General features: G+C 50.7%; 29 protein-coding genes, 1 tRNA gene, 1 pseudogene and 1 riboswitch. Of the genes and pseudogenes, 16 read left to right on the forward strand and 15 right to left on the reverse strand.

Annotated elements, in window-relative coordinates:
* Positions 1 to 45 precede the first annotated feature (45 nt).
* Positions 46 to 133: transfer RNA gene (locus OGX89_RS20670), tRNA-Ser, on the forward strand.
* A 153-nt stretch (positions 134 to 286) separates the two neighbouring features.
* Here OGX89_RS20670 and OGX89_RS20675 read toward each other — a convergent pair.
* The 8 genes from OGX89_RS20675 to OGX89_RS20710 all read right to left on the reverse strand — a co-directional run bounded on the left by OGX89_RS20675 (position 287) and on the right by OGX89_RS20710 (position 7,481).
* On the reverse strand, positions 287 to 1,090 hold the full coding sequence (locus OGX89_RS20675) for a cytochrome c1 (protein WP_126956822.1): 804 nt from the start codon (positions 1,088 to 1,090) through the stop codon (positions 287 to 289).
* 2 nt (positions 1,091 to 1,092) lie between these two features.
* Positions 1,093 to 2,253, reverse strand: coding sequence for a cytochrome b (locus tag OGX89_RS20680; RefSeq protein WP_126956824.1), 1,161 nt, complete (start codon positions 2,251 to 2,253; stop codon positions 1,093 to 1,095).
* A gap of 1 nt (position 2,254) precedes the next feature.
* Positions 2,255 to 2,806, reverse strand: coding sequence for a ubiquinol-cytochrome c reductase iron-sulfur subunit (petA, locus tag OGX89_RS20685; RefSeq protein ID WP_003832018.1), 552 nt, complete (start codon positions 2,804 to 2,806; stop codon positions 2,255 to 2,257).
* A 27-nt stretch (positions 2,807 to 2,833) separates the two neighbouring features.
* Positions 2,834 to 3,274: a pseudoazurin gene (locus OGX89_RS20690; protein ID WP_126956826.1), complete on the reverse strand. Its 441-nt coding sequence runs from the start codon at positions 3,272 to 3,274 to the stop codon at positions 2,834 to 2,836.
* A gap of 10 nt (positions 3,275 to 3,284) precedes the next feature.
* The gene (locus tag OGX89_RS20695; RefSeq protein WP_003832021.1) at positions 3,285 to 4,100 is read right to left on the reverse strand and encodes an ABC transporter ATP-binding protein; all 816 of its coding nucleotides are present in this window, start codon (positions 4,098 to 4,100) and stop codon (positions 3,285 to 3,287) included.
* Positions 4,097 to 5,164: a FecCD family ABC transporter permease gene (locus OGX89_RS20700; protein ID WP_126956828.1), complete on the reverse strand. Its 1,068-nt coding sequence runs from the start codon at positions 5,162 to 5,164 to the stop codon at positions 4,097 to 4,099. The genes OGX89_RS20695 and OGX89_RS20700 overlap by 4 nt, the downstream gene beginning before the upstream one ends.
* A 66-nt stretch (positions 5,165 to 5,230) precedes the next feature.
* Positions 5,231 to 6,286 (reverse strand): ABC transporter substrate-binding protein, encoded by a 1,056-nt coding sequence (locus OGX89_RS20705; protein ID WP_003832024.1) that lies wholly within the window; start codon positions 6,284 to 6,286, stop codon positions 5,231 to 5,233.
* Between the two features lie 221 nt (positions 6,287 to 6,507).
* Positions 6,508 to 6,730: riboswitch (cobalamin riboswitch) on the reverse strand.
* Positions 6,731 to 6,941: 211 nt separating this feature from the next.
* Positions 6,942 to 7,481: a GNAT family N-acetyltransferase gene (locus OGX89_RS20710; protein ID WP_185879285.1), complete on the reverse strand. Its 540-nt coding sequence runs from the start codon at positions 7,479 to 7,481 to the stop codon at positions 6,942 to 6,944.
* A gap of 148 nt (positions 7,482 to 7,629) precedes the next feature.
* Between OGX89_RS20710 and OGX89_RS20715 the strand changes: the two are divergent.
* The 4 genes and pseudogenes from OGX89_RS20715 to OGX89_RS20730 form a co-directional block, all read left to right on the forward strand.
* Positions 7,630 to 7,691: pseudogene (locus OGX89_RS20715) on the forward strand (hypothetical protein); the annotation flags it as partial.
* 282 nt (positions 7,692 to 7,973) lie between these two features.
* Complete coding sequence (gene deoD, locus OGX89_RS20720; protein WP_126956830.1) at positions 7,974 to 8,681, forward strand: purine-nucleoside phosphorylase; 708 nt, start codon at positions 7,974 to 7,976, stop codon at positions 8,679 to 8,681.
* Positions 8,682 to 8,719: 38 nt separating this feature from the next.
* Positions 8,720 to 9,874, forward strand: a complete 1,155-nt coding sequence (gene tsgA / locus OGX89_RS20725) for an MFS transporter TsgA (RefSeq protein ID WP_063941861.1) — start codon at positions 8,720 to 8,722, stop codon at positions 9,872 to 9,874.
* Between the two features lie 95 nt (positions 9,875 to 9,969).
* Positions 9,970 to 10,806, forward strand: coding sequence for a nucleoside-specific channel-forming Tsx family protein (locus OGX89_RS20730; protein WP_003832029.1), 837 nt, complete (start codon positions 9,970 to 9,972; stop codon positions 10,804 to 10,806).
* A gap of 47 nt (positions 10,807 to 10,853) precedes the next feature.
* Here OGX89_RS20730 and OGX89_RS20735 read toward each other — a convergent pair whose 3' ends face one another.
* From OGX89_RS20735 to dsbA, 4 genes are all read right to left on the reverse strand, one after another.
* On the reverse strand, positions 10,854 to 11,540 hold the full coding sequence (locus OGX89_RS20735; RefSeq protein ID WP_003832031.1) for a Crp/Fnr family transcriptional regulator: 687 nt from the start codon (positions 11,538 to 11,540) through the stop codon (positions 10,854 to 10,856).
* A 121-nt stretch (positions 11,541 to 11,661) separates the two neighbouring features.
* Positions 11,662 to 11,955: a chaperone modulator CbpM gene (gene cbpM / locus OGX89_RS20740; RefSeq protein WP_003832033.1), complete on the reverse strand. Its 294-nt coding sequence runs from the start codon at positions 11,953 to 11,955 to the stop codon at positions 11,662 to 11,664.
* Entirely contained in the window at positions 11,955 to 12,875 is a 921-nt protein-coding gene (gene cbpA, locus OGX89_RS20745) for a curved DNA-binding protein (protein ID WP_003832035.1), read from the reverse strand. The genes cbpM and cbpA overlap by 1 nt, the downstream gene beginning before the upstream one ends.
* 205 nt (positions 12,876 to 13,080) lie before the next feature.
* Entirely contained in the window at positions 13,081 to 13,704 is a 624-nt protein-coding gene (gene dsbA, locus OGX89_RS20750) for a thiol:disulfide interchange protein DsbA (RefSeq protein WP_126318536.1), read from the reverse strand.
* 395 nt (positions 13,705 to 14,099) lie between these two features.
* Between dsbA and OGX89_RS20755 the strand changes: the two genes are divergently transcribed.
* The 8 genes from OGX89_RS20755 to agp all read left to right on the forward strand — a co-directional run bounded on the left by OGX89_RS20755 (position 14,100) and on the right by agp (position 20,978).
* Positions 14,100 to 14,504 (forward strand): VOC family protein, encoded by a 405-nt coding sequence (locus OGX89_RS20755; RefSeq protein ID WP_003832040.1) that lies wholly within the window; start codon positions 14,100 to 14,102, stop codon positions 14,502 to 14,504.
* 70 nt (positions 14,505 to 14,574) lie between these two features.
* Positions 14,575 to 14,937: a hypothetical protein gene (locus tag OGX89_RS20760; RefSeq protein WP_003832041.1), complete on the forward strand. Its 363-nt coding sequence runs from the start codon at positions 14,575 to 14,577 to the stop codon at positions 14,935 to 14,937.
* 48 nt (positions 14,938 to 14,985) lie between these two features.
* Positions 14,986 to 16,866 (forward strand): cytochrome c biogenesis protein CcdA, encoded by a 1,881-nt coding sequence (locus tag OGX89_RS20765; protein ID WP_126956832.1) that lies wholly within the window; start codon positions 14,986 to 14,988, stop codon positions 16,864 to 16,866.
* On the forward strand, positions 16,863 to 17,486 hold the full coding sequence (locus OGX89_RS20770; RefSeq protein WP_063941864.1) for a DsbA family protein: 624 nt from the start codon (positions 16,863 to 16,865) through the stop codon (positions 17,484 to 17,486). The genes OGX89_RS20765 and OGX89_RS20770 overlap by 4 nt, the downstream gene beginning before the upstream one ends.
* Positions 17,476 to 17,982 (forward strand): protein disulfide oxidoreductase, encoded by a 507-nt coding sequence (locus OGX89_RS20775; RefSeq protein ID WP_048214488.1) that lies wholly within the window; start codon positions 17,476 to 17,478, stop codon positions 17,980 to 17,982. The genes OGX89_RS20770 and OGX89_RS20775 overlap by 11 nt, the downstream gene beginning before the upstream one ends.
* 134 nt (positions 17,983 to 18,116) lie before the next feature.
* Positions 18,117 to 18,872 (forward strand): sulfite exporter TauE/SafE family protein, encoded by a 756-nt coding sequence (locus tag OGX89_RS20780; protein ID WP_126956834.1) that lies wholly within the window; start codon positions 18,117 to 18,119, stop codon positions 18,870 to 18,872.
* 69 nt (positions 18,873 to 18,941) lie between these two features.
* Positions 18,942 to 19,649, forward strand: coding sequence for an ArsR/SmtB family transcription factor (locus OGX89_RS20785; RefSeq protein WP_126956836.1), 708 nt, complete (start codon positions 18,942 to 18,944; stop codon positions 19,647 to 19,649).
* An 87-nt stretch (positions 19,650 to 19,736) separates the two neighbouring features.
* On the forward strand, positions 19,737 to 20,978 hold the full coding sequence (gene agp, locus OGX89_RS20790) for a bifunctional glucose-1-phosphatase/inositol phosphatase (protein ID WP_063941866.1): 1,242 nt from the start codon (positions 19,737 to 19,739) through the stop codon (positions 20,976 to 20,978).
* A gap of 38 nt (positions 20,979 to 21,016) precedes the next feature.
* On the opposite strand, the gene OGX89_RS20795 is transcribed toward agp, so the two are convergent.
* Positions 21,017 to 21,244, reverse strand: coding sequence for a YccJ family protein (locus tag OGX89_RS20795; protein ID WP_003036015.1), 228 nt, complete (start codon positions 21,242 to 21,244; stop codon positions 21,017 to 21,019).
* 20 nt (positions 21,245 to 21,264) lie between these two features.
* Positions 21,265 to 21,861 (reverse strand): NAD(P)H:quinone oxidoreductase, encoded by a 597-nt coding sequence (gene wrbA / locus OGX89_RS20800; protein ID WP_003832057.1) that lies wholly within the window; start codon positions 21,859 to 21,861, stop codon positions 21,265 to 21,267.
* 386 nt (positions 21,862 to 22,247) lie between these two features.
* Between wrbA and OGX89_RS20805 the strand changes: the two genes are divergently transcribed.
* The 3 genes from OGX89_RS20805 to rutR all read left to right on the forward strand — a co-directional run bounded on the left by OGX89_RS20805 (position 22,248) and on the right by rutR (position 24,194).
* Positions 22,248 to 22,421 (forward strand): con-10 family general stress protein, encoded by a 174-nt coding sequence (locus tag OGX89_RS20805; protein ID WP_003036022.1) that lies wholly within the window; start codon positions 22,248 to 22,250, stop codon positions 22,419 to 22,421.
* Between the two features lie 161 nt (positions 22,422 to 22,582).
* The gene (locus OGX89_RS20810; protein WP_003832060.1) at positions 22,583 to 23,497 is read left to right on the forward strand and encodes a DMT family transporter; all 915 of its coding nucleotides are present in this window, start codon (positions 22,583 to 22,585) and stop codon (positions 23,495 to 23,497) included.
* Between the two features lie 58 nt (positions 23,498 to 23,555).
* On the forward strand, positions 23,556 to 24,194 hold the full coding sequence (rutR, locus tag OGX89_RS20815) for an HTH-type transcriptional regulator RutR (RefSeq protein ID WP_003036026.1): 639 nt from the start codon (positions 23,556 to 23,558) through the stop codon (positions 24,192 to 24,194).
* Here rutR and OGX89_RS20820 read toward each other — a convergent pair.
* Complete coding sequence (locus OGX89_RS20820) at positions 24,191 to 24,586, reverse strand: lysozyme inhibitor LprI family protein (RefSeq protein WP_063941867.1); 396 nt, start codon at positions 24,584 to 24,586, stop codon at positions 24,191 to 24,193. The two genes, rutR and OGX89_RS20820, sit on opposite strands and share 4 nt — an antisense overlap.
* Between the last annotated feature and the right edge of the window lie 33 nt (positions 24,587 to 24,619).

Genomic DNA, 24,619 nt, shown 5'->3' on the forward strand with positions numbered 1-24,619 from the left:
TGGTGCTTTACAGGTCCGTTCGGGATGTTTATAGTGCGCCTCATTGGAAGCGTGGCCGAGCGGTTGAAGGCACCGGTCTTGAAAACCGGCGACCCGAAAGGGTTCTAGAGTTCGAATCTCTACGCTTCCGCCAAACATAAACCCCAAGCTATAAAATAGCTTGGGGTTTTTTCATTTTGCTCGGTTTATATTTTGCCTTCCTTTACTCGTCTTACTCGCGCAAGGGCAACTGTGCACCTGACCGGTTGAATGCTGGTGAACTGAGTAATCCCCGGCCTCGCAAGACCTACATGAGCGAACGTCTCTTCATTCGTCGTGCTATCCATAGCAAGCCCAGCATAATAGCCAGATAGCCCATAACGTAATTTCCCTGTTGCTTTCGTTCAGAGAGCGCCGGGTCGGCAGCCCATGCCAGAAAGGCGGTAACATCCCTGGCGTATTGCTCCTCAGTTTCAGCTTTTTTCGACGCCGGGCTCCATTGGATCTCCCCACTCGTCAGCGGTTTTGGCATGTTAATCACACCGCCAGGAAAATAGCGATTAGCCTTCAGTTCGGGATCGGCAGGCAGATAGCCGGTTAGCAGCGCGTAAACGTAATCTGCCCCCTGGTCCGTGTAGGGCAAAAAAGCATCTAACAAAAATTGTGGGAATCCGCGATCATATGAACGGGCACGGACGATATAGCTCAGGTCAACGGGTTCAGCGCCATTGTTAAGGTAGCGTGCTTCCTGCTCGTTTAGATATGGTGATATAAAGCTGTCATTTAGCGTACCGTCGCGCTCACTTATCTGGCCGTCATCCTGAATCGCAGGAAACTGATAGCCGCTGGCGATACTTCTCGCTTCTTCAACCGTGAGTTCCGGACCACCGGACCTGGTCAACGTCCGAAAGGTAAGATGTTTCATGCCGTGACAAGCGCGACACTTCTCTTCATAAACCTGCAGGCCACGTCTAAGCTGCTCCTTATCATATTGACCGGTAATACCACTGAAGCTCCATTCCTGGCGTTCAGGCGTGGCTTCCTGCGCATATGAGGAACCCAGCCCCAACAGAGAAAAGGACAGGACGCTGAATTTCAATAGTTGTTTCATCCTCAATCCTGTTTTTCCAAAAAACGACGACAAGGTAAGACGATTAAAAACCAGGCAAACCAAATCAGTGTCGAAAGCTGGGATGCGGCACGGATCCAGCCCTCTTCATTACGAAAGCCATCAAGAAGATCCGGACCAACCAGTGCTTTCGACCCTAACCAGCCTAAAAAGCAGGCATTTATGACCCATAGCCAGAATCCGCACTTAACCAGTTTGCTGTAATGGCGAAAACGAGCCCGGGAAGTATCAAGCCAGGGTAGAAAATAGAAAATCAGGATCGAACCGCACATCGCGGCTAGTCCTACGAATTCATTCGGGAAGCAGCGCAAGATGGAGAAGAAGGGAAGGAAATACCATTCTGGCGCAACAATCGCGGGTGTAATCGTTGGGTCCGCAGCAATAAAGTTGTCGGCGCTGCTCAGATAGTGCGGCGCGAAGAATAAAAACCAGGCGAAAACCATTAAAAAAAGGATGATTTTGATAGCATCGAGATCGGTAATTTTGTAATCGAACAACAGACTCCTGGACTCTTTCTCACTAAACTTCTTTTTCATCGCCTGGGCAAACGCCGACTGTACGGTACGTATATGGATAACCGTGGCGACAACAATCACAAAGGGAAGAATAAAGTGGATAACAAAAAAGCGACCAAGCATCGGCGTACCCGGCGTATGGCTGCCGACTAAATATGCGTAAAGCGTATCCCCTACCCACGGAATAGCCTGGGCAAAGCGGGTAATGACCGTTGCCGCCCAGTAGCTTTTTTGCCCCCAGATAAGGCTATAACCAAGAAACGCGGTCATCATCAGCAGGATATACAGCGTGACGCTAACCATCCACATTGTCGTCCAGGGCTTGCGGTAAACGTTGTAGTACATACCACGAAAAATATGCAGATAGCAGGCAAAGAAAAAGAGCGACGCGCCAATAGCATGCATGTTGCGTAACAGCTCTCCATGGCGAACCGCGCGCATAATATGAATAATGGAGTCAAATGCCAGCTCAGCCGTCGGCACGTAAAACATCGCCAGCACGATACCCGTAAAGATCTGCACCCCGAGCATAATTAGCAGGATAGCGCCGATTGCAAATACCCAGAGTCCAGCAACAGAGCGAGGGAAGGGGATACGCCCGCGAAGCGAACAGACAAGTTCATTCCTCATTTCAGGCTTCCTTCGTGCCGATACGCACGACCTGCCCATCGGAATGAATAACGTAGTCTGGGATTGCCAGGTTGGCAGTTGCGGGCCCGCGCGTCACGCGCCCGGAGGTATCAAACTCTGAACCGTGGCACGGACAGATCCAACCCATCCCCCCCGGTCGGGCGTTGGGTACACACCCGGCATGTGGGCAATAACCTTGAACCACCAGCCATTGAGGATGGGCTGCAGAGACCCTGGCGCTGTCTGGCTGTGGGTCGATAAGCGTATCCAGGTCGGCACTTCTGGCAGTAATAATTTCATCCGGGGTGCGATGGTGTATAAGAATCAACCTTCCTTGCCATACACGTCTGACTGTTTGTCCAGCAGCAACACCTGCAAGAGAGACATCAATCGGTTCATTTTCCCCAAGCGTTTTTTCATCCGGGCCCAAGGCCGAAACCAGCGGCCAGACGGCAGCCGCGACGCCTGCGGCACCGACAAATTTAGTCAGTTTACACAGGCATTCCCTACGCTGTTCCTGGATTTCGCCATCTGGAAGTTTATTATCTGCCACCTCGTATACCTCCCTGAGTATCGCGGATTAACGTTTATCGATACGCGCGTAAATTTCCTGAAAGCGCTTGTCAGCAATACCCGGCGCTTTGAACGCGCGGTAGCTTTCTGGTAACGAGGCATCTCCAACCTTAATCAGCATCACCATGCCCTGAGCGTAATGCGGTGTACATTTGATGCCGTAAAACCCGGCATTGTCATAAGTAACTTCGATCTCTTCATCTATTTTTCCCATATATCCAGGATAGCCAGCCGGTGACAATTCAGCGATTGAAGCCGCGTTGTGGCTCTTATGTTTACGGATAAACTTCACCGTATCCCCTGGCTGGATCTCCAGATAATCTGGCTCATAGACCATTGGTCCCCCAGCCCCACGATTTTTCATCAACACTTCATGAGTTTGTGCGAAGGCAGAAGAGGTGAAGGCGAGTAAACACAAAATTTGCAGACTCTGTTTGAGGTATTTCATTGATTCTTCCTTAAAATTCATCAGGCCGTTGATAACGAATAAAACAATTTTCACCACCCGCATCCTTTTCAATGATGGCATCGATTCCAAACCAGGAGTGGAGGTTTTCGCGGGTAAAAACGGCGCAAGGTTTCCCCTGCATCGCCATATGTCCGGACGTCATGACGATGACGCGATCGCAGAACATCGCGGCATGATTAAGATCGTGCAGAGCGGCAATCACCGTGAGCTTTTCACGTTTAACCAGACTCAACAGGCCAATCTGATGTTGAATGTCGAGGTGGTTGGTGGGTTCATCCATCAGCAACAACTGTGGTTGTTGCGCCAGCGCCCGGGCGATATGCAGGCGCTGTTTTTCTCCCCCTGAAAAGGTATGCCAGCAGCGATGCTGTAATTCACTGAGATCGACCTTTTCCAGCATAGTTTGCACAATATCGTCATCTTTGGCGGACCAGGGGGAGAGCATGCTAAGCCAAGGGGTTCGCCCCAGAGAAACGGCTTGTAAAGCGGTAAGACGCTCGCTGGTTTCAGCCTGTTGTTCGACCAGCGCCACCTGTTGCGCAAGATGACGCCGCGAATAATGCTGGAGCGCCTTTTGCTGCAGAGTGATATGCCCGGAAGTCGGCTTCAATAAACCGGCCAGCAGTGAAATCAGTGACGTTTTGCCCGAGCCGTTGGGACCTATGATGCCGACAAACTCACCAGGCGTTACGCTGAGTGAAATATCATCAACAATCGTCTTGCCTTTTACCTTCCATCGCAGATTACAGGCTTCAATAACGGCTTGTGCAGAGTTCACAAGGGGGGATACGAGATTCACCGTCATTTGTTCTGGTTTCCTCTAATCAGAATGATTGAAAACGCAGGGGCGCCAACCAGAGCGGTGATCACGCCTATTGGTAGAACCTGACCGGGGAGTAACGTGCGGGAAATAACATCTGCGATAATGAGGAAAATCGCGCCGGTAAGCGCACTGACTGGCAGCAGTCGATGATGCTGGTTGCCGACCAGCAGACGAGCGGCATGCGGGATAACCAGACCGACAAAGCCGATCGCACCAACGATGGAGACCATAATTGCCGTCATGCCGGTGACGGCGGCAATCAGTACTGCACGGGTACGTTTTACTGGAATGCCCAACGATGCTGCAGACTCAGCGCCAAAGGAGAAGGCGTCGAGATGGCGGGCATAACAAAAGCACAGCGCAATACCGACCAGAGCGGTAGGAATGGCTAAGACAACATCGGGCCAGCGTACACCGCTCAAATTACCTAACAACCAGAACATAATTCCGCGCGCTTGCTCGGCATTTGCTGAGCGGGTGATGATTAGCGGCGTAATTGCATTGAAAAGCTGCGAGCTGGCGATGCCGGCAAGAATGATTTGGGTTGTCACACCGCCGCCTTGTCTACCGCCAGCAGCCATTGCCAATAGTGCAACGAACATAAATGCCGTTAGCGCGCCAATGAAAGCTCCCAATGACATGCTGATAATGCCGGCCCCAAGCCCGGTGAGAGCAATCAGCACCGCTCCGGTGGATGCTCCGGCAGAAATCCCCAGTAGATAAGGTTCGGCGAGTGCATTGCGTAGCAACGACTGTAACACTACGCCGGAAACAGCCAGGCAGGCACCGCAACTGGCAGAGACCAGCGCTCGGGTCAGGCGATAGTTCCAGACGATCCCAGCATCCAGCGCATCGACAGGATAGTGGGTATCAAAAAGATGATTTGCCAGCGTACTGAGCACATGCCGCCAGGGGATCAGCGTTTCGCCGATGGAAATCCCCGCCAGCAGCACGCAGCACATCAGCGCACTGACCCAGACGGCATGCCCACCGACTCTCACCGCAAGCAGACCAACGGCACGACGCATCCTGCGTGGATCACTCATGATTATCTGCGTTCCTGAGTAACAGAGATGCGCTATACCGTGCGAGGATATAGCGCAAAACGTAGATTAATGAGCAGCCTGCGGATGCGCTAAGCCATATTCAACAAGGGCATCAGCCAGTTTTTCCAGCCCATCAATAGTTCTGATCCCAGCATTCATTGTCTGTACGTCAATGACCGGCAGATGGTTTTCCTTAACGGCAGGAACCAGCCTGGTGACAGGATCGGACTTGAGGTATTCCATCTTGACCTTCCAGTCATCTGCCGGGAAGCGGCGACGGCTCATCTCGCCGAGCACAATGACAGAAGGATTAGCTTTAGCGATAGTTTCCCAGCCCACTGTTGGCCATTCTTCGGCAGAATCAATCACATTCTTCACACCCAGTGTTTGGGCTATCCATGCTGCTGGGCCAAACTTCCCGGCAACGTAAGGATCGAGCTGTAAATCGGCGCTTGAAAACCAGAACACGGCAGAAACATTCTTATCAATACCGGTAATTTTATTTTTCGCTGCGGCTTCACGTGCTTTAAGGCTGGCAATCAGCGCTTCGCCTTTATCCTGAACATCGAAGATTTTTGCCAGATCGGCGACTTCCTGATACACCATGGTGATATCAAACATCCCTTTACGGACACCATCACCACCATCTTCGTTATCTTTCGCACAGTCAGCTGGCGCGGTGTAAACAGGAACTTTCAGTTCACTAAACTGTTCATAAGAGGCAACTGTGCCAGCTGGGCCGATTTGCCACTCAAACTGGCTGGCGATCAGATCTGGTTTTTTAGCCAAAATCCCTTCAAAGCTCGGAATATTTTGCGCAATAACGGCAACTTTTTCATTTTCTGTTTTATAGGCGTCCAGTACCGGGCCAAACCACAATGAAGTACCGACGACGCGATCGGCAAGGCCTAATGAATAGAGGATCTCGGTACTGTTCTGACCCACCGTTGCCACGCGCGTTGGTGCCTGATTAAAGGTAATATCGCGGCCACAGTTTTTAATCGTCAGAGGATATTCAGTTTTTGCCGCGTCAGAAAAACCGGAAGCGAGCAGCAGAGCAGTGGTACCAAAAATTGCCAGAAGCGTTTTTTTAGAGGAGTAAAAGGTAGAATTAGCGTGCATTGTCATCGTCCCGTTGATGCCAGAATCTTAAGGTCTGGTCATGGCTCATTTCATTCCATATATCGGGAGGAGACATGAAGATAGATGACATTGAATCGTGAAATTTAAGAATAAAGATATGCGAAAAATGCAAGTAATACTGACTTAGCCAAAATCTTATTCATAAATACACTACTGCTGGTGTCAAATAATTCATCCCATGGACCATCCCGTCCACTCAATGGTATACATCATTGACAGCAGGTCTCCTGACTCACGGTAATCAGAATATCAGCCTTCCCATAAAGATAAACTTTACAGTGACCTGTGGCTTATTAGCCACACAAGGATATTCTGCATCCGCCTACAGTTGCGGGGGCAGTTATGGAATTGAATTAAATAATTCTCACCATATTCCTATTCATACACAAAATGTAATGAAATGCTGTCGAAAGTGACTCTAACGGCAATTGTTAACAAGGTCAACCACGGAATGTAAGAGGTATAAAGATAATGTCGCTCTGAAAATAACCAGTAAAAACAATAGGATGTAGATGCATTGCTCTGTGTGTTGCTATAAATGAAAATAACAACAGAAAGCTAAATGAGAATTGATTGATGTTGATCAAATTACGAGCATGATTCAATCTCTGCGCATAAAACATATTGATTACCATCAAAAATGCTGCGGATTAGCGTTTGAGTCCTTTTTTGGCGAACTCTCCATATGTACCAATTGCCATTCATCCTGCATATCCATAATCACCTTAAAATTTTTACGCAACCAGAAGTGATAACCTCCTGGTAAAAAATGATGGGTATGAAGATACAAAATTTTATATTGATGTTGCTGGCAGAATACATCTGCTAAAGCAAACAATTGGCTACCAATCCCCTGTCTACGATAGCGTTCATCCACGTAGCAACGACAAATTTCTGCCGTTTCACGCAAGTTGTAGCGCCCACGCAGTTCAGTAATACGATCATTATATTGACATACCGCCAGTGTGGCGATTAATTCTTGGTTTTCATTCCATGCGCAAAGCAATAAATTTCTTTCCTGTAACAGATACTGTTGTTCGAGATCAAAGAGATCTTCTTCGGCAGAAGGCATGGATCTGCCGGCATTGAAGAATAAATTAAGATGCTCAATAAGGAACGACTGAACAGCAGGAATATCGGCGTGAGTCATCTCACTAAATCTAAATGGGATCATGGCATGCATAACTCAATCTTAGAATGGAAAACGATAATAACAATAAGCCTCCTTTAAAAACAATATTGAGCGGCAAGAGACAGAAATGCAATTATCTATGGTGCTATTCTGCATACGAATTATAAATGGGAATCGTAAGCCCCTGCTGCTGGCGACGGTAGTAGCAACGCCGCTGGTGGGGGGGATCTGGGGGGGACCACAATCGGATGGTGAGGCGCTTTCTTGTGCCTGGTTCCCGTCGCGGTCCTCGCCTTTATCTGGCAGTGCACGTTTGCCATGAGCAACGTACTGCTTCTTTGCGCTGAGGTGCTGACGTTATTCACCGCAAGCCAGAAGACCAACACGCTGTGTTCCGTTTTACCACTTACCTGCACCACTAACTCTCAAAAATGAGAGGCCGATCCTCTGAGCAGGACTTTTGTCCTCAATCACCTCACAAACGTCTGGTTACAATCCCTGCATATCTTCAATACCCATAATTCAGGAATTGTTATGACTGCACATATTAATGCCAAGCCAGGGGATTTCGCGCCAACCGTTATTATGCCGGGCGATCCGCTCCGTGCTAAATTTATTGCCGAAAATTATTTAATGGATTACCGCGAAGTCACCAATGTACGTAATATGCTGGGTTATACCGGTTTATATTTTGGGCAACCTGTTTCGGTGATGGGACATGGAATGGGCATTCCTTCAATGACGCTTTATGCCCATGAACTGGTACATGATTTTGGTGTGCAAAGAATTATTCGCGTCGGCAGTTTAGGCGCAACACAACATCATATCAAAATGCGCGATATTATCCTGGCCGTCGCCGCCGGAACGGATTCAGTCACAAATTTAAAACGTAGCGCGGGCTATGCGATGGCAACATCTGCCTATTTCCCATTATTACAGCAGGCGTGGACGCTGGCACAGAAGGCGGGTATCGATATTAAAGTCGGCAATGTTTTCAGCGGCGATCTTTATTACGATCCTGACGAAAATTTAATACCGGCACTGGAAAAATTCGGTGTACTGGGTGTAGATATGGAAGTAGCAGGCTTATACGCTTTAGCGCATCAGTTTAATATTGAAGCGCTGGCTATTTTAACTGTCTCCGATCATTGCCTGACAGGTGAAGAAACAACGGCAGAAGAACGACAATTGACCTTTAACAACATGATTGAGCTGGCGCTAAATACTGCTGTTACCGCTTAGTTCCGGCTTTTAATTGAACCAATCAGAGATGGCATTATATGAAGAATAAAATAGCACTTACGCTGATTAGTTTTCTGGCAAATTTTATTATGGCAGGGTTTGCCAGTCAGTTCGGTATGCTAATCGAACCGATTGCAGTACGCTACGGTGCCGATGTGAATACCGTTGCTTCGATATTTTCGTTGCTCAATGGTGGAGCATTAGCCGGCACCATCGCCGCCTTTTTCCTGATTGAGAAAATCGGTGTGAAGCGTATGACGCTCATTATCTATTCGATAGTGTTCCTTTGCGCTCTGGTAATGCACTTAAGCCCTGGCTTATGGCCGGTGATGGTCGCCATGACCCTGGTGGGTTTTTGCGGTGGGATCGGTCTGTGCGTGGCAGGAACGATTGTGGTATCGGTCTGGCAGGATCGTATTCAAAGTACGATGCTGGTGGTGCAGGACGCCACTTTTAACGTCGCGGGTGTAGTTTTCCCGCTGATCACCACCTTCGCCCTGACGCACAATATGTCGTGGAGTTACAGCTATCTGAGCGTGGGTATGGTGGCCTTACTCACGCTGGGCGTTGTGGCGCTCACCCGCTTTACTGCCTGCGAGACGTCGCCCACGGCAGATCGGACAGACAAGGTAAAATCGGAGTGGAATCCAGGGATTATCAGCGGAGGCATTGGCCTGTTCTTAGGTATGCTGGCGCTGTACACCTTCCTGACCTGGGCACCATTATTTGTGAAGAACAAATTTGGCATTCCCTTTGAAGAAGCAGGAAATATTATTACGCAATACTGGGGCGCTGCGCTGGTCGGGGCATTAGTATCAACCGTCATTGTTTCTCGGGTGAAGATACATTATTTCCTGCTAAGTATTATTTTGCTGGCTAGCATTATTACCACAATTATCGTCACGAAGGATAATATCTCCGGGCTTGATTATCTGGCCTACAGTTACGGCTTTGTCTGTGCTGCGCTGTATAACTCATTTATTGCCTATGGTGTTTCTTTCGTGAAGCGTGCGAGCAGTCAGAACGTTTCTTATATTTTAATTAGCGGCAGTGCCGGGGCCATGTTTAGTCCGGCGATCAGCGCGCTCATGGAAAAAACAATGGGATTACAGAAAATTATGTACGCAATACCGGTGTTGTATTTAATTATCTTTGTTATGTTAATGGCGACATTAAAACTCAAACGTAATTAAAAGCACTAATAATACTTACCTCTTTAATTAAATAGCCAGTCGCCACACCATTTATATGGTGAGGCGATACTCAACCTTACTCAAAGGAATTGAAAATGCTGAAAAAGAATAAATTAATGATTAAAAAAACAATCCTGGGTGCAGTAGTGGCAATGAGCTGTATGCAAGCATTCGCGGCTGACTATACTGATGGCAACATCCGTAAAAATGATTTTAACTGGATGCAGATGAACTTAATGCAAAGTGTGGACGCGAAAGTGCCATATGGTATTCGCAATGACACCTATCTGGAACTGGAGTTTGGTGCACGCTCTGGCATTATCGATCTGTACGGTTATGTGGATTTCTTTGATATTTTGGATCGCGAGCAGGACGATCGTCACGGTGGTGATAACTTCTTTGCCAAGATATCTCCACGTTTTTCCCTGGACGCCATTTTTAATAAAGATTTATCCGTTGGGCCGTTTAACGAATTCTATATTGCAACGGTAAATAACATTGGCGACCGGGAATTATTTGAACATTACGTTGGTCTGGGTACAGATGTGAAGGTCCCGTGGTTTGGTCTGGTGGGAATGAACATCTATGCGCATTATGTTCGTGAAAACTACGGTGCGGATAACGAAGGAAAGTGGGATGGTTACATGTTCTCGACTAACTGGTCGACGCCATTCTATACCTTTGCCAACGGCAGTTATCTGAACTATCAGGGGTACTTTGACTACCAGTTCGCCGCGAATAAGATTGCTAATCAACCGTTATACAGCAATAACGCGATTGAATGGTATAACGGTATCTACTGGCATTCAGAGCATTATGCAGTCGGTTATGGCCTGAAGTATTTCCGTAACATGGCATTGATGGAAAACCACGGCGGAGCAGGGCGAACCACCGGGCTCGGTCACTATTTCAATCTCACCTATAAGTTCTGATTGCGCCGAAATGACACACCAATGCTCTGTTTACGAGAGTTGGTGTGTCAGTCAATGATGTCATTGCCGAGAAATTTACGCAGCCCATCCAGATCCTTAATTTCCAGTCCTTGCTTCGTTCGCGTTACCAGCCCGGCATCCGTCAGCGCTTTAACCGCCCGCCGATAGACCCGGTCGGTTGTGCCGAATCGCTCAGCTTCCTGGTATTTTTTATGGAAACCATCCATCGGCTGCTTGTTCTGATGCTGGCGATACAGGTCATACGCCACGTTATGTACGATAGGGTAGAGCATCCGGTGCAGGAAGATTTCCAGCATATCCTGATAATCAATCGCCATTGCACTGGCAAAAAATATCGCCAGCCTGGGATGCTGATTCAGCGCTTCTTCCAGACGGTCACAGCTGCACACCGCTACGGTCAGTGGTTCTTCCGCGACGATATCAAGCTGGCAGCGATACCCGGTAAAAAACTCCATTTCACCAAACAGCTGCTCGTCGCATTCCATGGCGCCCAACTGGAATCGGCGACCATTCTCCGCGCTGTAACGCAGCGAAATTCTTCCGGATTGCACCATGATCAGTCGATCGACAACCTGTCCCTGGCGGTATAGATACTCATCTTCCTGGATAATCTGCGTTTCAGAGAGCAGTTCCTGAAATATCTTCTCAATCAAGGCATCATCCTGCTGCCAGATGTTGTGAAAACGACCTTTCGTGAGGGGTTTAAGCTGCATGACTCAACGTCTTATTGTTTAAGATAATTCTTATCTGAGACTGTATGCCATCTGCTGGGCAATGTCATTAAGAGCGCGGGGCGGATAATAAAAGGACCAGCACCATGCTGGTCCTGACACACTAAGGATGGCTGATAAAGCGAGACAGGCGCTGGCGCAGCAGGCGGTTTTCCTGGCGTAACTGAGCGTTCTCCTCCAGCAACGTCAGCGCAACGGCAATCCCTGGCCAGTCAAGTTCCAGCTCCTGACGAAGGCGCACCGCGCGACGCATTACTGTCAGCGCATGATCGTCAAACGTCTCGTCTTCATGGGGTTCTATCACCCCTAAGCCGACAATCTCATGCAGCTCTTCTTCTGACACACCGGTGTACAGACAAAATTCGGTAATGGTAAAAGTGACGGTAACGTTAGCCATTATGCTTTCCCCCACTCTTTGCGCGGATCAAAGGTCTTTTGTGCATCCGCCAGTTGTTGCCACAGGGCGGCACTGGCGTCGTCAGGTTTCGGTGGCATGACTATTTTGATCACCGCATACAAATCGCCGGTATGTTTTTTACTTACCAGACCCTTGCCTTTAATGCGTAGCCGCTGACCGGCCTGGCTGCCTGCAGGAATGGTCAGCAGGATGCTCTCTTTCAGCGTCGGAACGGTTACTTTCGCACCCAGCGCAGCTTCCCACGGCGCGAGGGGAACGACAACTTCCAGATCCTGATTAACGATATCGAACAGCGGATGCGGCGCAATATGAATCACCAGCCACAAATCACCGTTCGGCCCACCGTTTTCGCCGGGGGTGCCCTGGCCTTTCAGACGGATGCGCTGGCCGTTACCGACGCCAGCCGGAATTTTCACATTCAGCGTTTTAGGAATTTCTCGTTCTACCATGCCAAACGCATTGTAGACTGGCAGGTTGTAACTGATAGTGCGGCTATGCTCAGTAAGCGTTTCTTCGAGGAATACGGCAACTTCGATTTCGATGTCGTGCCCGCGGCTGGCAGGGCGCTGGCGCGACTGGTGCGCACGCTGACCAAAAATGGAGGAGAAGATATCGTCGAAATCTTCGGCGCTGTAGCTTTGATTCTCTCCTTGCTGGAATTGACGGCTGAACTGTGGGTCGTTGCGGTGCTGCCACAGCTGGTCGTACTCGGCGCGTCGCTGCTCATCACTCAATACTTCCCAGGCTTCTGCAACCTCTTTAAACCGGGCCTCCGCGTCAGTCTCTTTGCTGACATCAGGATGATATTTACGGGCGAGTCGACGATAGGCGGTCTTGATTGTCTTGAGATCGTCTGTCGGTTTCACGCCCATAATGGCGTAATAATCCTTTAATTCCATAGCGTTCTCTCGTGTAAATCAACACTTGCAGAAGGTGAACCCTGACAACAGGTATCACCGCTAAGTTTAGGGTAATCCTGATAACGGCGAATGCCAACCGGGAAGGGAGGATATTGCGATAAACGATGCAGGCATTGCACCACCAACAGCGCAGTTGAGGTTACGGCATCTGTTGTGTGGTGCGAAAAATGAGATTAGCTAAACATCAGGATTTGCTTATCAGGAAGCGGACCGTATCAGCATAGTTTTGCACGAATGCATTAAGGTCATCAGACTTCAGTCCTTTTGGATTGATCATATATTTTCCGTTGATAAAAATGGCGGGCACACCGGTTAAATCAACTGCCTTCGCCATTTCTTGCTGCTTAGCGGTCAGTGATTTCACGGCAAAGCTATTCCATGCCGCATCATAATCACTGGCGCTGACGCCCGCGCTGATAAATACGTTACGAATATCGTCCGCTGTTTTAACGGTTTGTTTTTTCTGAACGGCATCAAAAAGCAACGGCTTAACTTTATCTTGTACGTTTAACAGCATGGCGACGGACCAGGCGTGGGTCATGTCTTGCCCCAGCGGTCCTAAAAAGTCGACGTGGTATTCGGTGAGTTTGACATCTGCAGGCAATACTTTTTTCACGTTATCAGTGATTTCAAAAACTTCATCGTACTGATAACAGGAAGGGCAGTAGAATGAGAAAAACTTCAGCGCCGGCGGTGCGGAAGCGACAGGTTTTTCCAGGGTGATATACTCTTTGCCGTCGGTAAATGATGCTGCCTGAGCGCTAACTGTAAAAAGTAACCCAATCAGGGGTAATAAATATTTTTTCATTTCCATATACTCTAAATAACATTTAATAAACAAATCATTCTGCTAATGAATACGTTATTCATTGCGCCTGGATATAATAATGGAATCTTCTGAAAATACGCTGACCCTTACTTTCATTTACGCATCAGTACGTAGCGGACATTATTTGTGTGCTGTCATTGAATTATCTACATGCATTCTTCGTAAATAGTGAATGATAACTTGCGTGATATTTTCAGGGGTATTTTAGCAATGTCTAGTGTAATAAACGAAGACGAAAATATGATTAATTATCATTTCGTTTTTAAAGCGTGAATAGCAAGGTATTGCGCTAAGTTCTGCAAATACCCCCGTAGATTTTCTTTTTCTTGTCGTGCGTGAATGAATAGGGTAAGTGTCAGAGATGAGCAACCCAAATGGATATCGCTATGATTGACCACCTGGATCACCTGGTACTAACCACCAATCATGAAGAGGCTTGCGTTCGTTTCTATGTCGAGCTTTTAGGCATGAGGCTGGAAACCTTCGCGCAAGGTCGGAAAGCCTTCGTCTTTGGCAATCAGAAAATCAATCTCCACATTCGGGGAAAAGAGTTTGAACCCAAAGCCTACGCGCCAACGCCGGGGGCGCTGGATTTGTGTTTTATCACCACGCGTACGCTGGAAGAGGTGATGGAGACGTTTCAAACCCACGGAGTCGAGATTATTGAAGGGCCCGTTGCACGTACCGGTGCGACAGGACCTATTCGCTCGGTGTATGTCAGGGATCCCGATCTCAATCTGATTGAAATCGCGGTATATCCAGCAGATAGCAGGACATAACTTTACAGCGTAAAGGTTGCCAAAACCTGGCGAGTGGTTAAGATAACTCGCATCAATGAGTGAGGGTATAATGGCGAAACGTCAACGGATGGGATGGTGGTTCCTCTGTCTGGCATGTGTTGTGGTGATGGTTTGCACCGCACAACGCATGGCGGGCCTGCACGCGTTGCAGATGGATACCGCCGTTACAAGCGTTGCCGCCAGCGCGCAAGTGCAGACCGACGAGGCCTCACCCGTTACCCCTTGTGAACTGAGCGCGAAGTCATTACTGGCTGCGCCACCCGTACTGTTTGAAGGTGCTATTCTGGTGCTGTGCCTGCTGTTGTCGTTGCTGGCGCCAGTGCGGGCGTTTCGCCTACCTTTTTTCCCACCGCGAGCCATCTCGCCGCCCACTCTCCGGGTGCATCTCCGATTTTGCGTCTTCCGTGAATGACAGAACAGCCGTTGCTGACTGTTAGATAATTATTCACGGAGAAAAACTATGATGACTGTTTTCAGGCAGGCGCTGCTCTGTCTGTTATTGCTATGGCTGCCCGTTTCCTGGGCGGCTGAACCCGGCTGGCTGCGTTCACCCGATAACGATCACGCCAGCGTGCGGTTACGCGCTGATACGTCCGCAGGCGGAGAAACCCGTCTGCTGCTGGATGTCAAACTGGAGGACGGCTGGAAAACCTACTGGCGTTCCCCGGGCGAGGGAGGCGTTGCGCCTGCTATCGCCTGGAAAGGGGAAATGCCTGCGGTCGACTGGTTCTGGCCAACCCCTGCTCGTTTTGAGGTCGCCAATATCACTACCCAAGGGTATCACGATAAGGTGACGTTCCCGATGGTGGTGCGCGGTAGAGCGCCCGCCACGCTCAGTGGCGTTTTGACGCTATCCACCTGTAGCAACGTTTGCCTGTTGACGGATTTTCCTTTTTCCGTGACGCCCACAGCCCAGGACCCGACTTTTGCACATGACTATGCTCAGGCGATGGGACAGATCCCACTTGCCAGCGGTCTGACCGATACTCTGAGCGCTGGCGCACGGGCGGGAGAGTTAGTCGTCGAGGCTCACCGTGCGGGAGGCTGGACTGAACCAGGGCTATATCTGGATGCCGTTGATGATACGGATTTTGGCATGCCGCAAATCCATGTTGAGGGGGAGACGTTACGCGCCACGGTACCTGTACATGACGGTTGGGGAGAAGGCGTGCCGGATTTACGTGGTAAGTCAGTCACGCTGGTGCTGGCAGATAACGGTGTTGCCCAGGAGAGTCGTCTGGCGATTGGCGAAGCCCCGGTTGTTGAGAACGCCTCACTCCCACTGTGGCAAGTGGTGCTAATGGCGCTGCTGGGCGGTTTGATCCTCAATCTGATGCCTTGTGTGTTACCGGTTCTCGGCATGAAGCTGGGCTCTATTTTGCTGGTCGAGGAAAAAAGTCGTCGCCAGATCCGTCGTCAGTTCCTCGCATCGGTAGCCGGAATACTGGTCTCGTTTATGGCACTGGCGCTATTGATGACGGTGCTGCGTTTAACCAATCAGGCCCTTGGCTGGGGGATCCAGTTTCAGAATCCGTGGTTCATTGGCGTCATGGTGCTAGTGATGCTGACGTTCAGCGCCAGCCTGTTCGGGTGGTTTGAATTCCGACTCCCTTCTGCAATGACCACCACGCTGGCGACTCACGGCGGCAACGGACTGTCGGGACATTTCTGGCAAGGTGCATTTGCGACACTACTTGCCACGCCGTGCAGCGCTCCGTTCCTGGGAACGGCGGTGGCGGTGGCATTGACCGCTTCGCTGCCAACGTTGTGGGGACTGTTTATCGCACTTGGGCTGGGGATGAGCTTACCGTGGCTGCTGGTGGCCCTGCGTCCCGGTCTGGCGCTGCGTTTGCCGCGACCAGGGCGGTGGATGAATATTTTGCGGCGTCTGCTTGGTGTGATGATGCTGGGTTCGGCTATCTGGCTTGCGACGTTGCTGCTCCCACACTTAGGGTTTAGCGGACAAAGTAGCGCTAAAGAAAGCGTGAACTGGCAACCGCTAAGCGAGCAAGCGATTGAGGATGCGCTGGCACAACATAAGCGCGTGTTCATTGACGTCACAGCCGACTGGTGCATCACCTGTAAGGTAAACAAATACAACGTGTTGCATAAAGAAGACGTACAGGCCGCATTGCAACAGCCGGATGTGGTGGCGCTGCGCGGCGACTGGACACTCCCTTCTGAAGCTATTACCGCATTTCTAAAAAAACGCGGCCAGGTTGCTGTGCCGTATAACCAAATTTATGGCCCCGGTCTGCCAGATGGCCAGGCGTTACCCACGTTGTTAACCCGCGATGCGGTACTGCAAACGTTGAATGATGCCAAAGGAGTAACCCCATGAAAATGATGATTGTTCTGCTGTTAACCTTGTTTTCTGCCGTCAGTATCGCGAAAGAGCCTGCGCCGTTTACCCCGGAACAGGAAAAGCAAATTGAAGCATTAATTCAGGAAGCCTTGTTTAACGATCCCAACAGCCCGCGGCTTGGCGCGAAGCAGGCGAAACTGACCCTGATAAACTTCACCGATTACAACTGCCCATACTGCAAGCAGTTGGATCCAATGCTGGAAAAAATTGTGCAGAAATATCCTGACGTGGCGGTGGTGATTAAACCGCTGCCGTTTAAAGGTGAAAGTTCGGAACTGGCGGCGCGGACCGTGTTGACCACCTGGCATGAGCATCCGCAACAGTCCCTGGCATTACATGAAAAATTGATGCAGAAGAAGGGCTATCATACCGACGTCAGTATCAAGCAGGCGCAGGAAAAAGCGGGGGCCAGTCCGGTGACGCTGGATGCCCAAAGTGCTGAAACGCTGAGTACTAACCTGCAACTGGCGAGACTGGTGGGTGTGCAGGGAACTCCCGCAACGATTATTGGTGATGAACTTATTCCCGGTGCGGTGTCGTGGGAAACCCTTGAGGAAGTGGTAAAAGAAAAACTGGCGGCGGCCAATGCTCAGTAAATTGCGCCGCTGGCTGCGCGAAGGGCTGATCTTACTGGCGCTGTTAGCGGGGGCGATGCTGTTGATGGATGCCTGGCGCGCGCCGCAGCTCCCAGCCTCCTTTGACAGCACACCGTTACAAACGCTGGATGGTGAAACCGTCACGCTGGCGGCGCTCAGCAAAGACGAGCCGGTGTTGCTTTATTTCTGGGCGAGCTGGTGCGGCGTATGCCGCTTCACGACGCCGGAAGTCGCCAGGCTGCGTTCGGAAGGGGAAAATGTGATGACCATTGCGTTACGTTCCGGAAATGAAGCTGAGGTATCTCGCTGGCTGTCGCGAAAAGGCGTGGACTTTCCAGTCATCAATGATGCGAACGGGGCCATTTCCCGCAGTTGGGCGATCAGCGTCACGCCCACGCTGGTGGTGATGTCACAAGGTCGGGTGGTATCAACCACCAGCGGCTGGACCAGCTACTGGGGCATGAAACTTCGGTTGTGGTGGGCGAAAACGTTCTGATAAATGTGCCGGGGAAACCCGGCATTTTTTATGACGTCACCCTCGCCAGGAAGGCATATTTCGTTGCCTGACGAAGCAAACACAGTGATTAACGTCCAGAATCAGTCATCTTCTCTTTTCCAGGAAAGTGCAACATGACGAGTTCTTTAGCGTTTGAACCCGCTCTGGTGGTGATGATTACAGCTACATTTGTCCTCGCGGGGATGGTGAAAGGCGTTACGGGTATGGGATTACCCACCGTGGCAATGGGGATCCTCGGATCGCTTATTTCGCCAGTTGCCGCGGCGGCCATGCTGCTATTGCCGTCGCTGATAAGCAATTTGTTCCAGTTTGGCGGTGGTGGAAATACACGCCAATTACTCAAACGACTGTGGCCAATGCTGCTGACAGTGGTAATGGCGACTCTGCTTGCCAGCACCTGGATTACCGGGGGTGACACCACCCGTACCCAGTTTGCGCTCGGCGTGGCGCTGGTGGCCTACGCTATCTGGACGCTGGCGGGAAAGAAAATCGCGGTGGCCCCGCAGCGTGAAAAACCATACTCCCTCGTTATTGGATTTGTGACCGGCTTATTGACCGGCGGAACCGGGGTGTTTGTGATGCCCGCAGTGCCCTGGATCCAGTCCCTCGGCTTTGAGAAAGATGAACTGGTGCAGGCTCTCGGGATCTCTTTTACCTTTTCAACCCTGGCATTGGCGCTGGGTCTGTGGTGGCACAACGCGCTGCCCATACAATCGCTAAGCTTGTCGGCTTTGGCCATTGTTCCTGCACTGATTGGCCAATGGATCGGTACCCGTGTGCGAAAGGTTATTTCTCCGCTCGTGTTTAAACGCTGTTTTCTGTTTTGTCTGATTGGGTTGGGTACAGAGATGATGCTGCGTGTTGTGTGACCGGTGCGGTGACTTTGCGCGACTTTCATGGCATCGTTAATTCAGAAATTCAGGGCCAATGAGGTCGTTATGGCATCCGTGATGTTACATGAAGAAGAGGGCGATCTGGAGTCGCAAATGGCACTCACTGCGGCAGTGATGGCCGATAAATCGCGCTCGCGTATGCTGTGCGCCCTGATGGATGGCCGCGCCTGGACTGCAACTGAACTCAGCGCGGTGGCGGATATATCCGCGTCGACCGCCAGCGCGCATCTGGCGCGTCTGTGCGAACAACGTTTTGTTGTGGCGTTGGCGCAGGGCAAACATCGTTATTTCCGCCTGGCAGGTTCCGATATCGCTGAACTGCTGGAACGTCTGATGGGCGTTGCGTGGGCGACATCAACGCCCCGCAGAATCACTACGCCGCCAGGTTTGCGGCATGCCCGCACCTGCTACGACCATCTTGCCGGGGAGGTGGCGGTGAGGCTGTTCGATACGCTGGTTTCCCGTCAGTGGTTAACGCCGGATGGTGAAACGCTGACTCCACTTGGCCAGGAAAATCTGGCCCGGAAGGGGATTGTTCTTGTCACGGGCTCATCCCGGCGGAAGTTAACCTGCGGTTGTCTGGACTGGAGCGAACGACGTTATCATTCCGGCGGTGTGCTTGGCGCAACGCTGCTGCGCTGGTTTAGCGAACAGCGATGGATAAAAACCGAACCGGGCAGCCGCCACGTCACCTTCACACCTCTTGGCATTCGCAAACTCGAAACCGAGTTCGGTGTTAAAACGACACGCTAGATGGTCTGTTTTGCGAAAGCGTTCCCGGAAATATGTCATATTTCTGTCACACTCTGTTGTGATTGATAACAACAAGAGGTCGTAGGGATGAATAAATCGTTAATCGCCACAGCCGTGGCTGGGGCTGTCTTATTGTCAACCGCCGCGCAGGCGCAGACCGCGCCGGAAGGCTATCAGCTTCAGCAAGTATTGATGATGAGTCGGCATAACTTACGCGCACCTTTAGCCAATAATGGCAGCGTTCTTGAGCAGTCCACCCCCAAACAATGGCCAGAATGGGATGTCCCCGGCGGACAACTCACTACTAAAGGCGGTGTGCTGGAAATCTATATGGGCCACTACATGCGAGAGTGGCTGGCAGAGCAGGGGATGGTGAAATCGGGCGAATGCCCGGCACCGAATACGGTCTATACCTATGCTAACAGCCTGCAGCGTACGGTCGCCACGGCGCAGTTCTTTGTCACCGGTGCTTTCCCTGGTTGCGATGTTCCGGTCCATCATCAGGAAAAAATGGGCACCATGGATCCTACCTTTAATCCGGTGATCACCGATGATTCCGCCGTCTTCAGCCAGCAGGCCGTTCAGGCCATGGAGAAAGAGCGTAGTAAAATGCAGCTCAACGATAGCTATCAGTTGCTTGAGCAAATGACCGACTACAAAGACTCTCCGTCCTGCAAAGAAAAACAGCAGTGTTCCCTGACCGATGCCAAAGATACGTTTAGTGCGAAATACCAGCAGGAGCCAGGCGTTTCGGGGCCGCTGAAGGTGGGGAATTCGCTGGTTGATGCCTTCACGCTGCAATATTACGAAGGCTTCCCAATGGACAAAGTTGCCTGGGGCGAGATTAAATCCGATCAGCAGTGGAAGGTTCTGTCGAAGCTGAAAAACGGCTATCAGGATAGCCTGTTCACCTCCCCGGAAGTGGCGCAGAACGTCGCCAAACCACTGGTGAAATATATTGATAATGCGCTGGTTACTGAACGCGCGAAAGCACCGAAAATAACCGTGCTGGTGGGGCATGACTCAAACATCGCATCGCTGCTCACCGCGCTGGATTTCAAACCGTACCAGCTTCACGATCAGAACGAGCGTACGCCGATTGGCGGGAAGATTGTTTTCCAGCGCTGGCATGACAGCAACGCAAATCGTGATTTGATGAAAATCGAGTATGTGTATCAGAGCTCGCAGCAGTTGCGTAATGCAGATGTCCTGACGCTGAAATCCCCGGCGCAGCGCGTAACGCTGGAGCTGAAAGGATGTCCGATAGATGCGGATGGTTTTTGCCCGATAGATAAGTTCGACAGCGTGCTGAATGAGGCGGCTAAGTAAAAGAAAAACTCCCCCGTGTTCGCGGGGGAGTCAGCGCGCTAGACGTTTTTGCGTTCGATAGTCTGTTCACCCCAAAAGAGCGAATCTTTGTCTGTTTTTTCAAAGGCTTTGATGAGTACCTCATCGCTACCTTCTTCCCAAATTTTTTCCGCCAGTTTCTCGTCATAATGCGCGACTTCAAAAATGGCTTCGGCTATTTCCGGCGATGTATTGCGCAGACTTGCCCATTCGCCGACGCGATGGGCTTTCGCTTCTTGAGTTGGCATTCGAATCCTCCTGTTGAAGATTAGCCGTTGAGTTTTACTGCCAGACCTGCGACATATTCACCCTGATAGCGGGCGATAGATAATTCTTCCTGACTTGGCTGGCGGGAGCCGTCGCCTCCGGCAATGGTGGTTGCACCGTAAGGGGTACCGCCGCGAACTTGTGAGACATCAAACAGCTCTTGCGCCGCGTAACCGATAGGTACAATCACCATCCCATGGTGGGCAAGCGTAGTCCAGGTTGATGTAATGGTTTGTTCCTGACCGCCGCCGGTTCCCGTTGAGCTGAATACGCTGGCGAGTTTGCCGTACAGGCCGCCAGAGGCCCACAGCCCGCCAGTCTGGTCGAGGAAGGTACGCATCTGACCGGACATATTACCAAAGCGCGTGGGGGTACCAAAAATGATGGCGTCGTAATCAGCCAGTTCTTGCGGGGTTGCGACTGGTGCGTTTTGTGTTTTGCCGCCAGCCTTAAGGAAAATCTCGGGCTGCATGGTCTCTGGTACACGCTTAATAATCACTTCTGCGCCATCTACCTTATTTGCGCCTTCTGCGACTGCGTGGGCCATAGTTTCAATGTGTCCGTACATAGAATAATAAAGCACCAGAACTTTTGCCATTTTACACTACTCCTCGAGTTAACCGTGTCCGTAGCGATTCGCTACCTACCTTTAAAGATATGACGTACTGTCAGGAGTGCAAATTTCACAATCACTTCTTTGATTTATAACAAATTTTATAACAACCTGCTTTGTAGCAAAATGATACATATTTAACCGGGTAGAATTCGGTAGTCATAAGAAAGACTTATTGATTTCTTATGGTGATTATTTCTTTGTCACTCCTGATCCTGTTGCAAGATATTACAGTTAGCGTCTGCCCTGGCCACGCTTCACTATGCTTATTCCCACGCAGTTATTTTCAGGGCCTCGCCCGTAACGCTGCGTGAGGTATCACTCCTCAGTACCTATGCAATATGATGTCTAATCAATGACGGAGGTCAGTAATGGCAAACCATCGGGGCGGTTCCGGCAACTTTGCGGAAGACCGCGAAAGAGCATCAGAAGCAGGTCGAAAAGGTGGCCAGCACAGCGGGGGCAACTTCAAGAATGACCCGCAACGCGCTTCAGAGGCAGGCAAAAAAGGGGGCAAAAATAGCCACGGCAACAACAAATCGTAATTGTCGGGCTATCTGTCAGATATGTCGTGACGGCTGAGTGTCAGAGACAGACGTTACGTAGCCACCGCCGCCGGGTCTTTCCGGCGGTTTTTTTTGTCTGCAAGGTTGAACTGTAACAAAACGCAACGCAGACTAATGACATTCAGTTAATCAGGTGTCTCATGTCATTACTTTCTCGTTATTCCTTCTCTGTTAAACCTCAGGAAGCGATCCTCATTGTGATCACCATGTTCTGGGGTGGCACGTTTTTGGCGGTGCAATATGCCGTTACCCTGAGCGGCCCTTTTTTCTTTGTCGGTGTGCGTTTTGCCACTGCCGCGCTGGCGGTCGCGCTTTTATCGTTACACACACTGCATAAGCTGACGTGGCTGGAAGTCAAAGCTGGGGTTGCAATCGGTATCGCAATTGCGCTGGGCTATAGTCTGCAAACCTGGGGGCTACAGTTTATTCCCAGCAGTAAATCGGCGTTTATTACCGCGATGTACGTACCGTTGGTGCCGCTTTTACAATGGCTGTGCCTGGGGCGCATGCCTGGCCTGATGCCGTGCGTCGGCATTGTGCTGGCCTTTATCGGATTGATTTTTCTTGCCGGACCGGGAGGCAATTTACTGGCCCTGGGCGAAGGCGAGTGGATCACGCTTGCCGGTGCGGTGGCGATTGCGGCAGAAATTATCCTGATTAGCGCGTGGGCGGGAAAAGTGGATGTACGTCGGGTAACGGTAGTGCAACTGGCAACCGCTTCGATAGTGGCGTTTATGGCGATGGGACCGGCCGGAGAGACCGTACCACCAATGTCTACCGGATTGCTGGTGGTGGCGCTGGGGCTGGGGATTTTTAGCGCGATTATTCAGGTCACCATGAATTGGGCGCAGCGCAGCGTTTCGCCGACGCGCGCAACGGTTATTTATACCGGTGAGCCGGTGTGGGCGGGGATCTTTGGCCGTCTGGCGGGTGAACGTTTACCGCTACTTGCATTGCTTGGTGCGGCATTCATTATTGTTGGCGTACTGGTCAGCGAGCTGAAGTTCAAAAAGAAAAAAGCGCTTGGACAAGAGGCGCCGCCGGAATCGCTTTAATTTAACCATTCACCGCGTGATTTGGTATGCTGACGCCCTCACAAGAAGGAGAGGGCGCATGGTCCAACGCGCAGAGAAAAAAACAGGTAAGCGCTCGCAGGCCGTCAGTGCAAAACGCCAGGCCATCTTAACCGCGGCATTAAATATCTTCTCCCAATATGGGATCCACGGCACTCGCCTGGAGCAGGTGGCAGAGCAGGCGGGCGTGTCAAAAACCAATTTACTTTATTACTACCCGTCAAAAGAGGTGCTTTATATCGCCGTTTTACGGCAGATCCTCGACATCTGGCTAGCTCCATTGAAAGCTTTTCGCGAAGACTTTGCACCGCTGGTGGCCATTAAAGAATACATTCGCCTTAAGCTGGAAGTGTCGCGCGATTACCCTCAGGCCTCACGGCTGTTTTGTATGGAGATGCTGGCCGGAGCGCCTTTATTGATGGCAGAACTGGAGGGGGATCTCAAAACGCTAATTGATGAGAAGTCCGCGCTGATTGCTGGTTGGATCAAAAGTGGAAAACTGGCTCCGGTCGATCCACATCATCTGATTTTTATGATTTGGGCTTCAACTCAGCACTACGCCGACTTTGCCCCACAGGTAGAGGCGGTGACGGGCGCAACGCTGCGTGATGAAGCCTTTTTTAACCAAACGGTGGAGAGCGTACAGCGGATGATTATTGAAGGGATCCGCGTGCGTTAACTGGCCGGCGGTAACGGGCAGCTTAAATCGCCTTCTTCACACTGCAAGAGCGAGGCGAGAAACGCTTCGCGCTCGTTGGTCTTATCCGTCAGGCACTGGCTGGAAATCATCGCCTGAACGCTACCGCCTTCGGTACCGGAACTGATTAATGCACAATCTGCATCGCGCAAAGTTATCCATGATATTTGCGCTTTTTTCAGTAAATCGCGCTGGGTTGGGGCGGCGCGCTTTAGCGCATTCTGGTACGTTTCATTAAGTTTGGCGTCGGCCGCCTTATACTGCTCTGCCGCACAGGTGTTCATCTCAATCTGCGTGTTCGCGTTGGCGCAGTCATCCGCCAGCGCCTGGCCGCTCAGCAGCAGCACTGCACATGTCAGTACGATTCGTTTCATGCTTCCCTCTGGCTTAATAAAAAAAGGCCCCGT

The organism is Citrobacter sp. Cpo103 (assembly GCF_030332605.1).
GTDB classification, from domain to species: Bacteria; Pseudomonadota; Gammaproteobacteria; order Enterobacterales; family Enterobacteriaceae; genus Citrobacter; species Citrobacter portucalensis.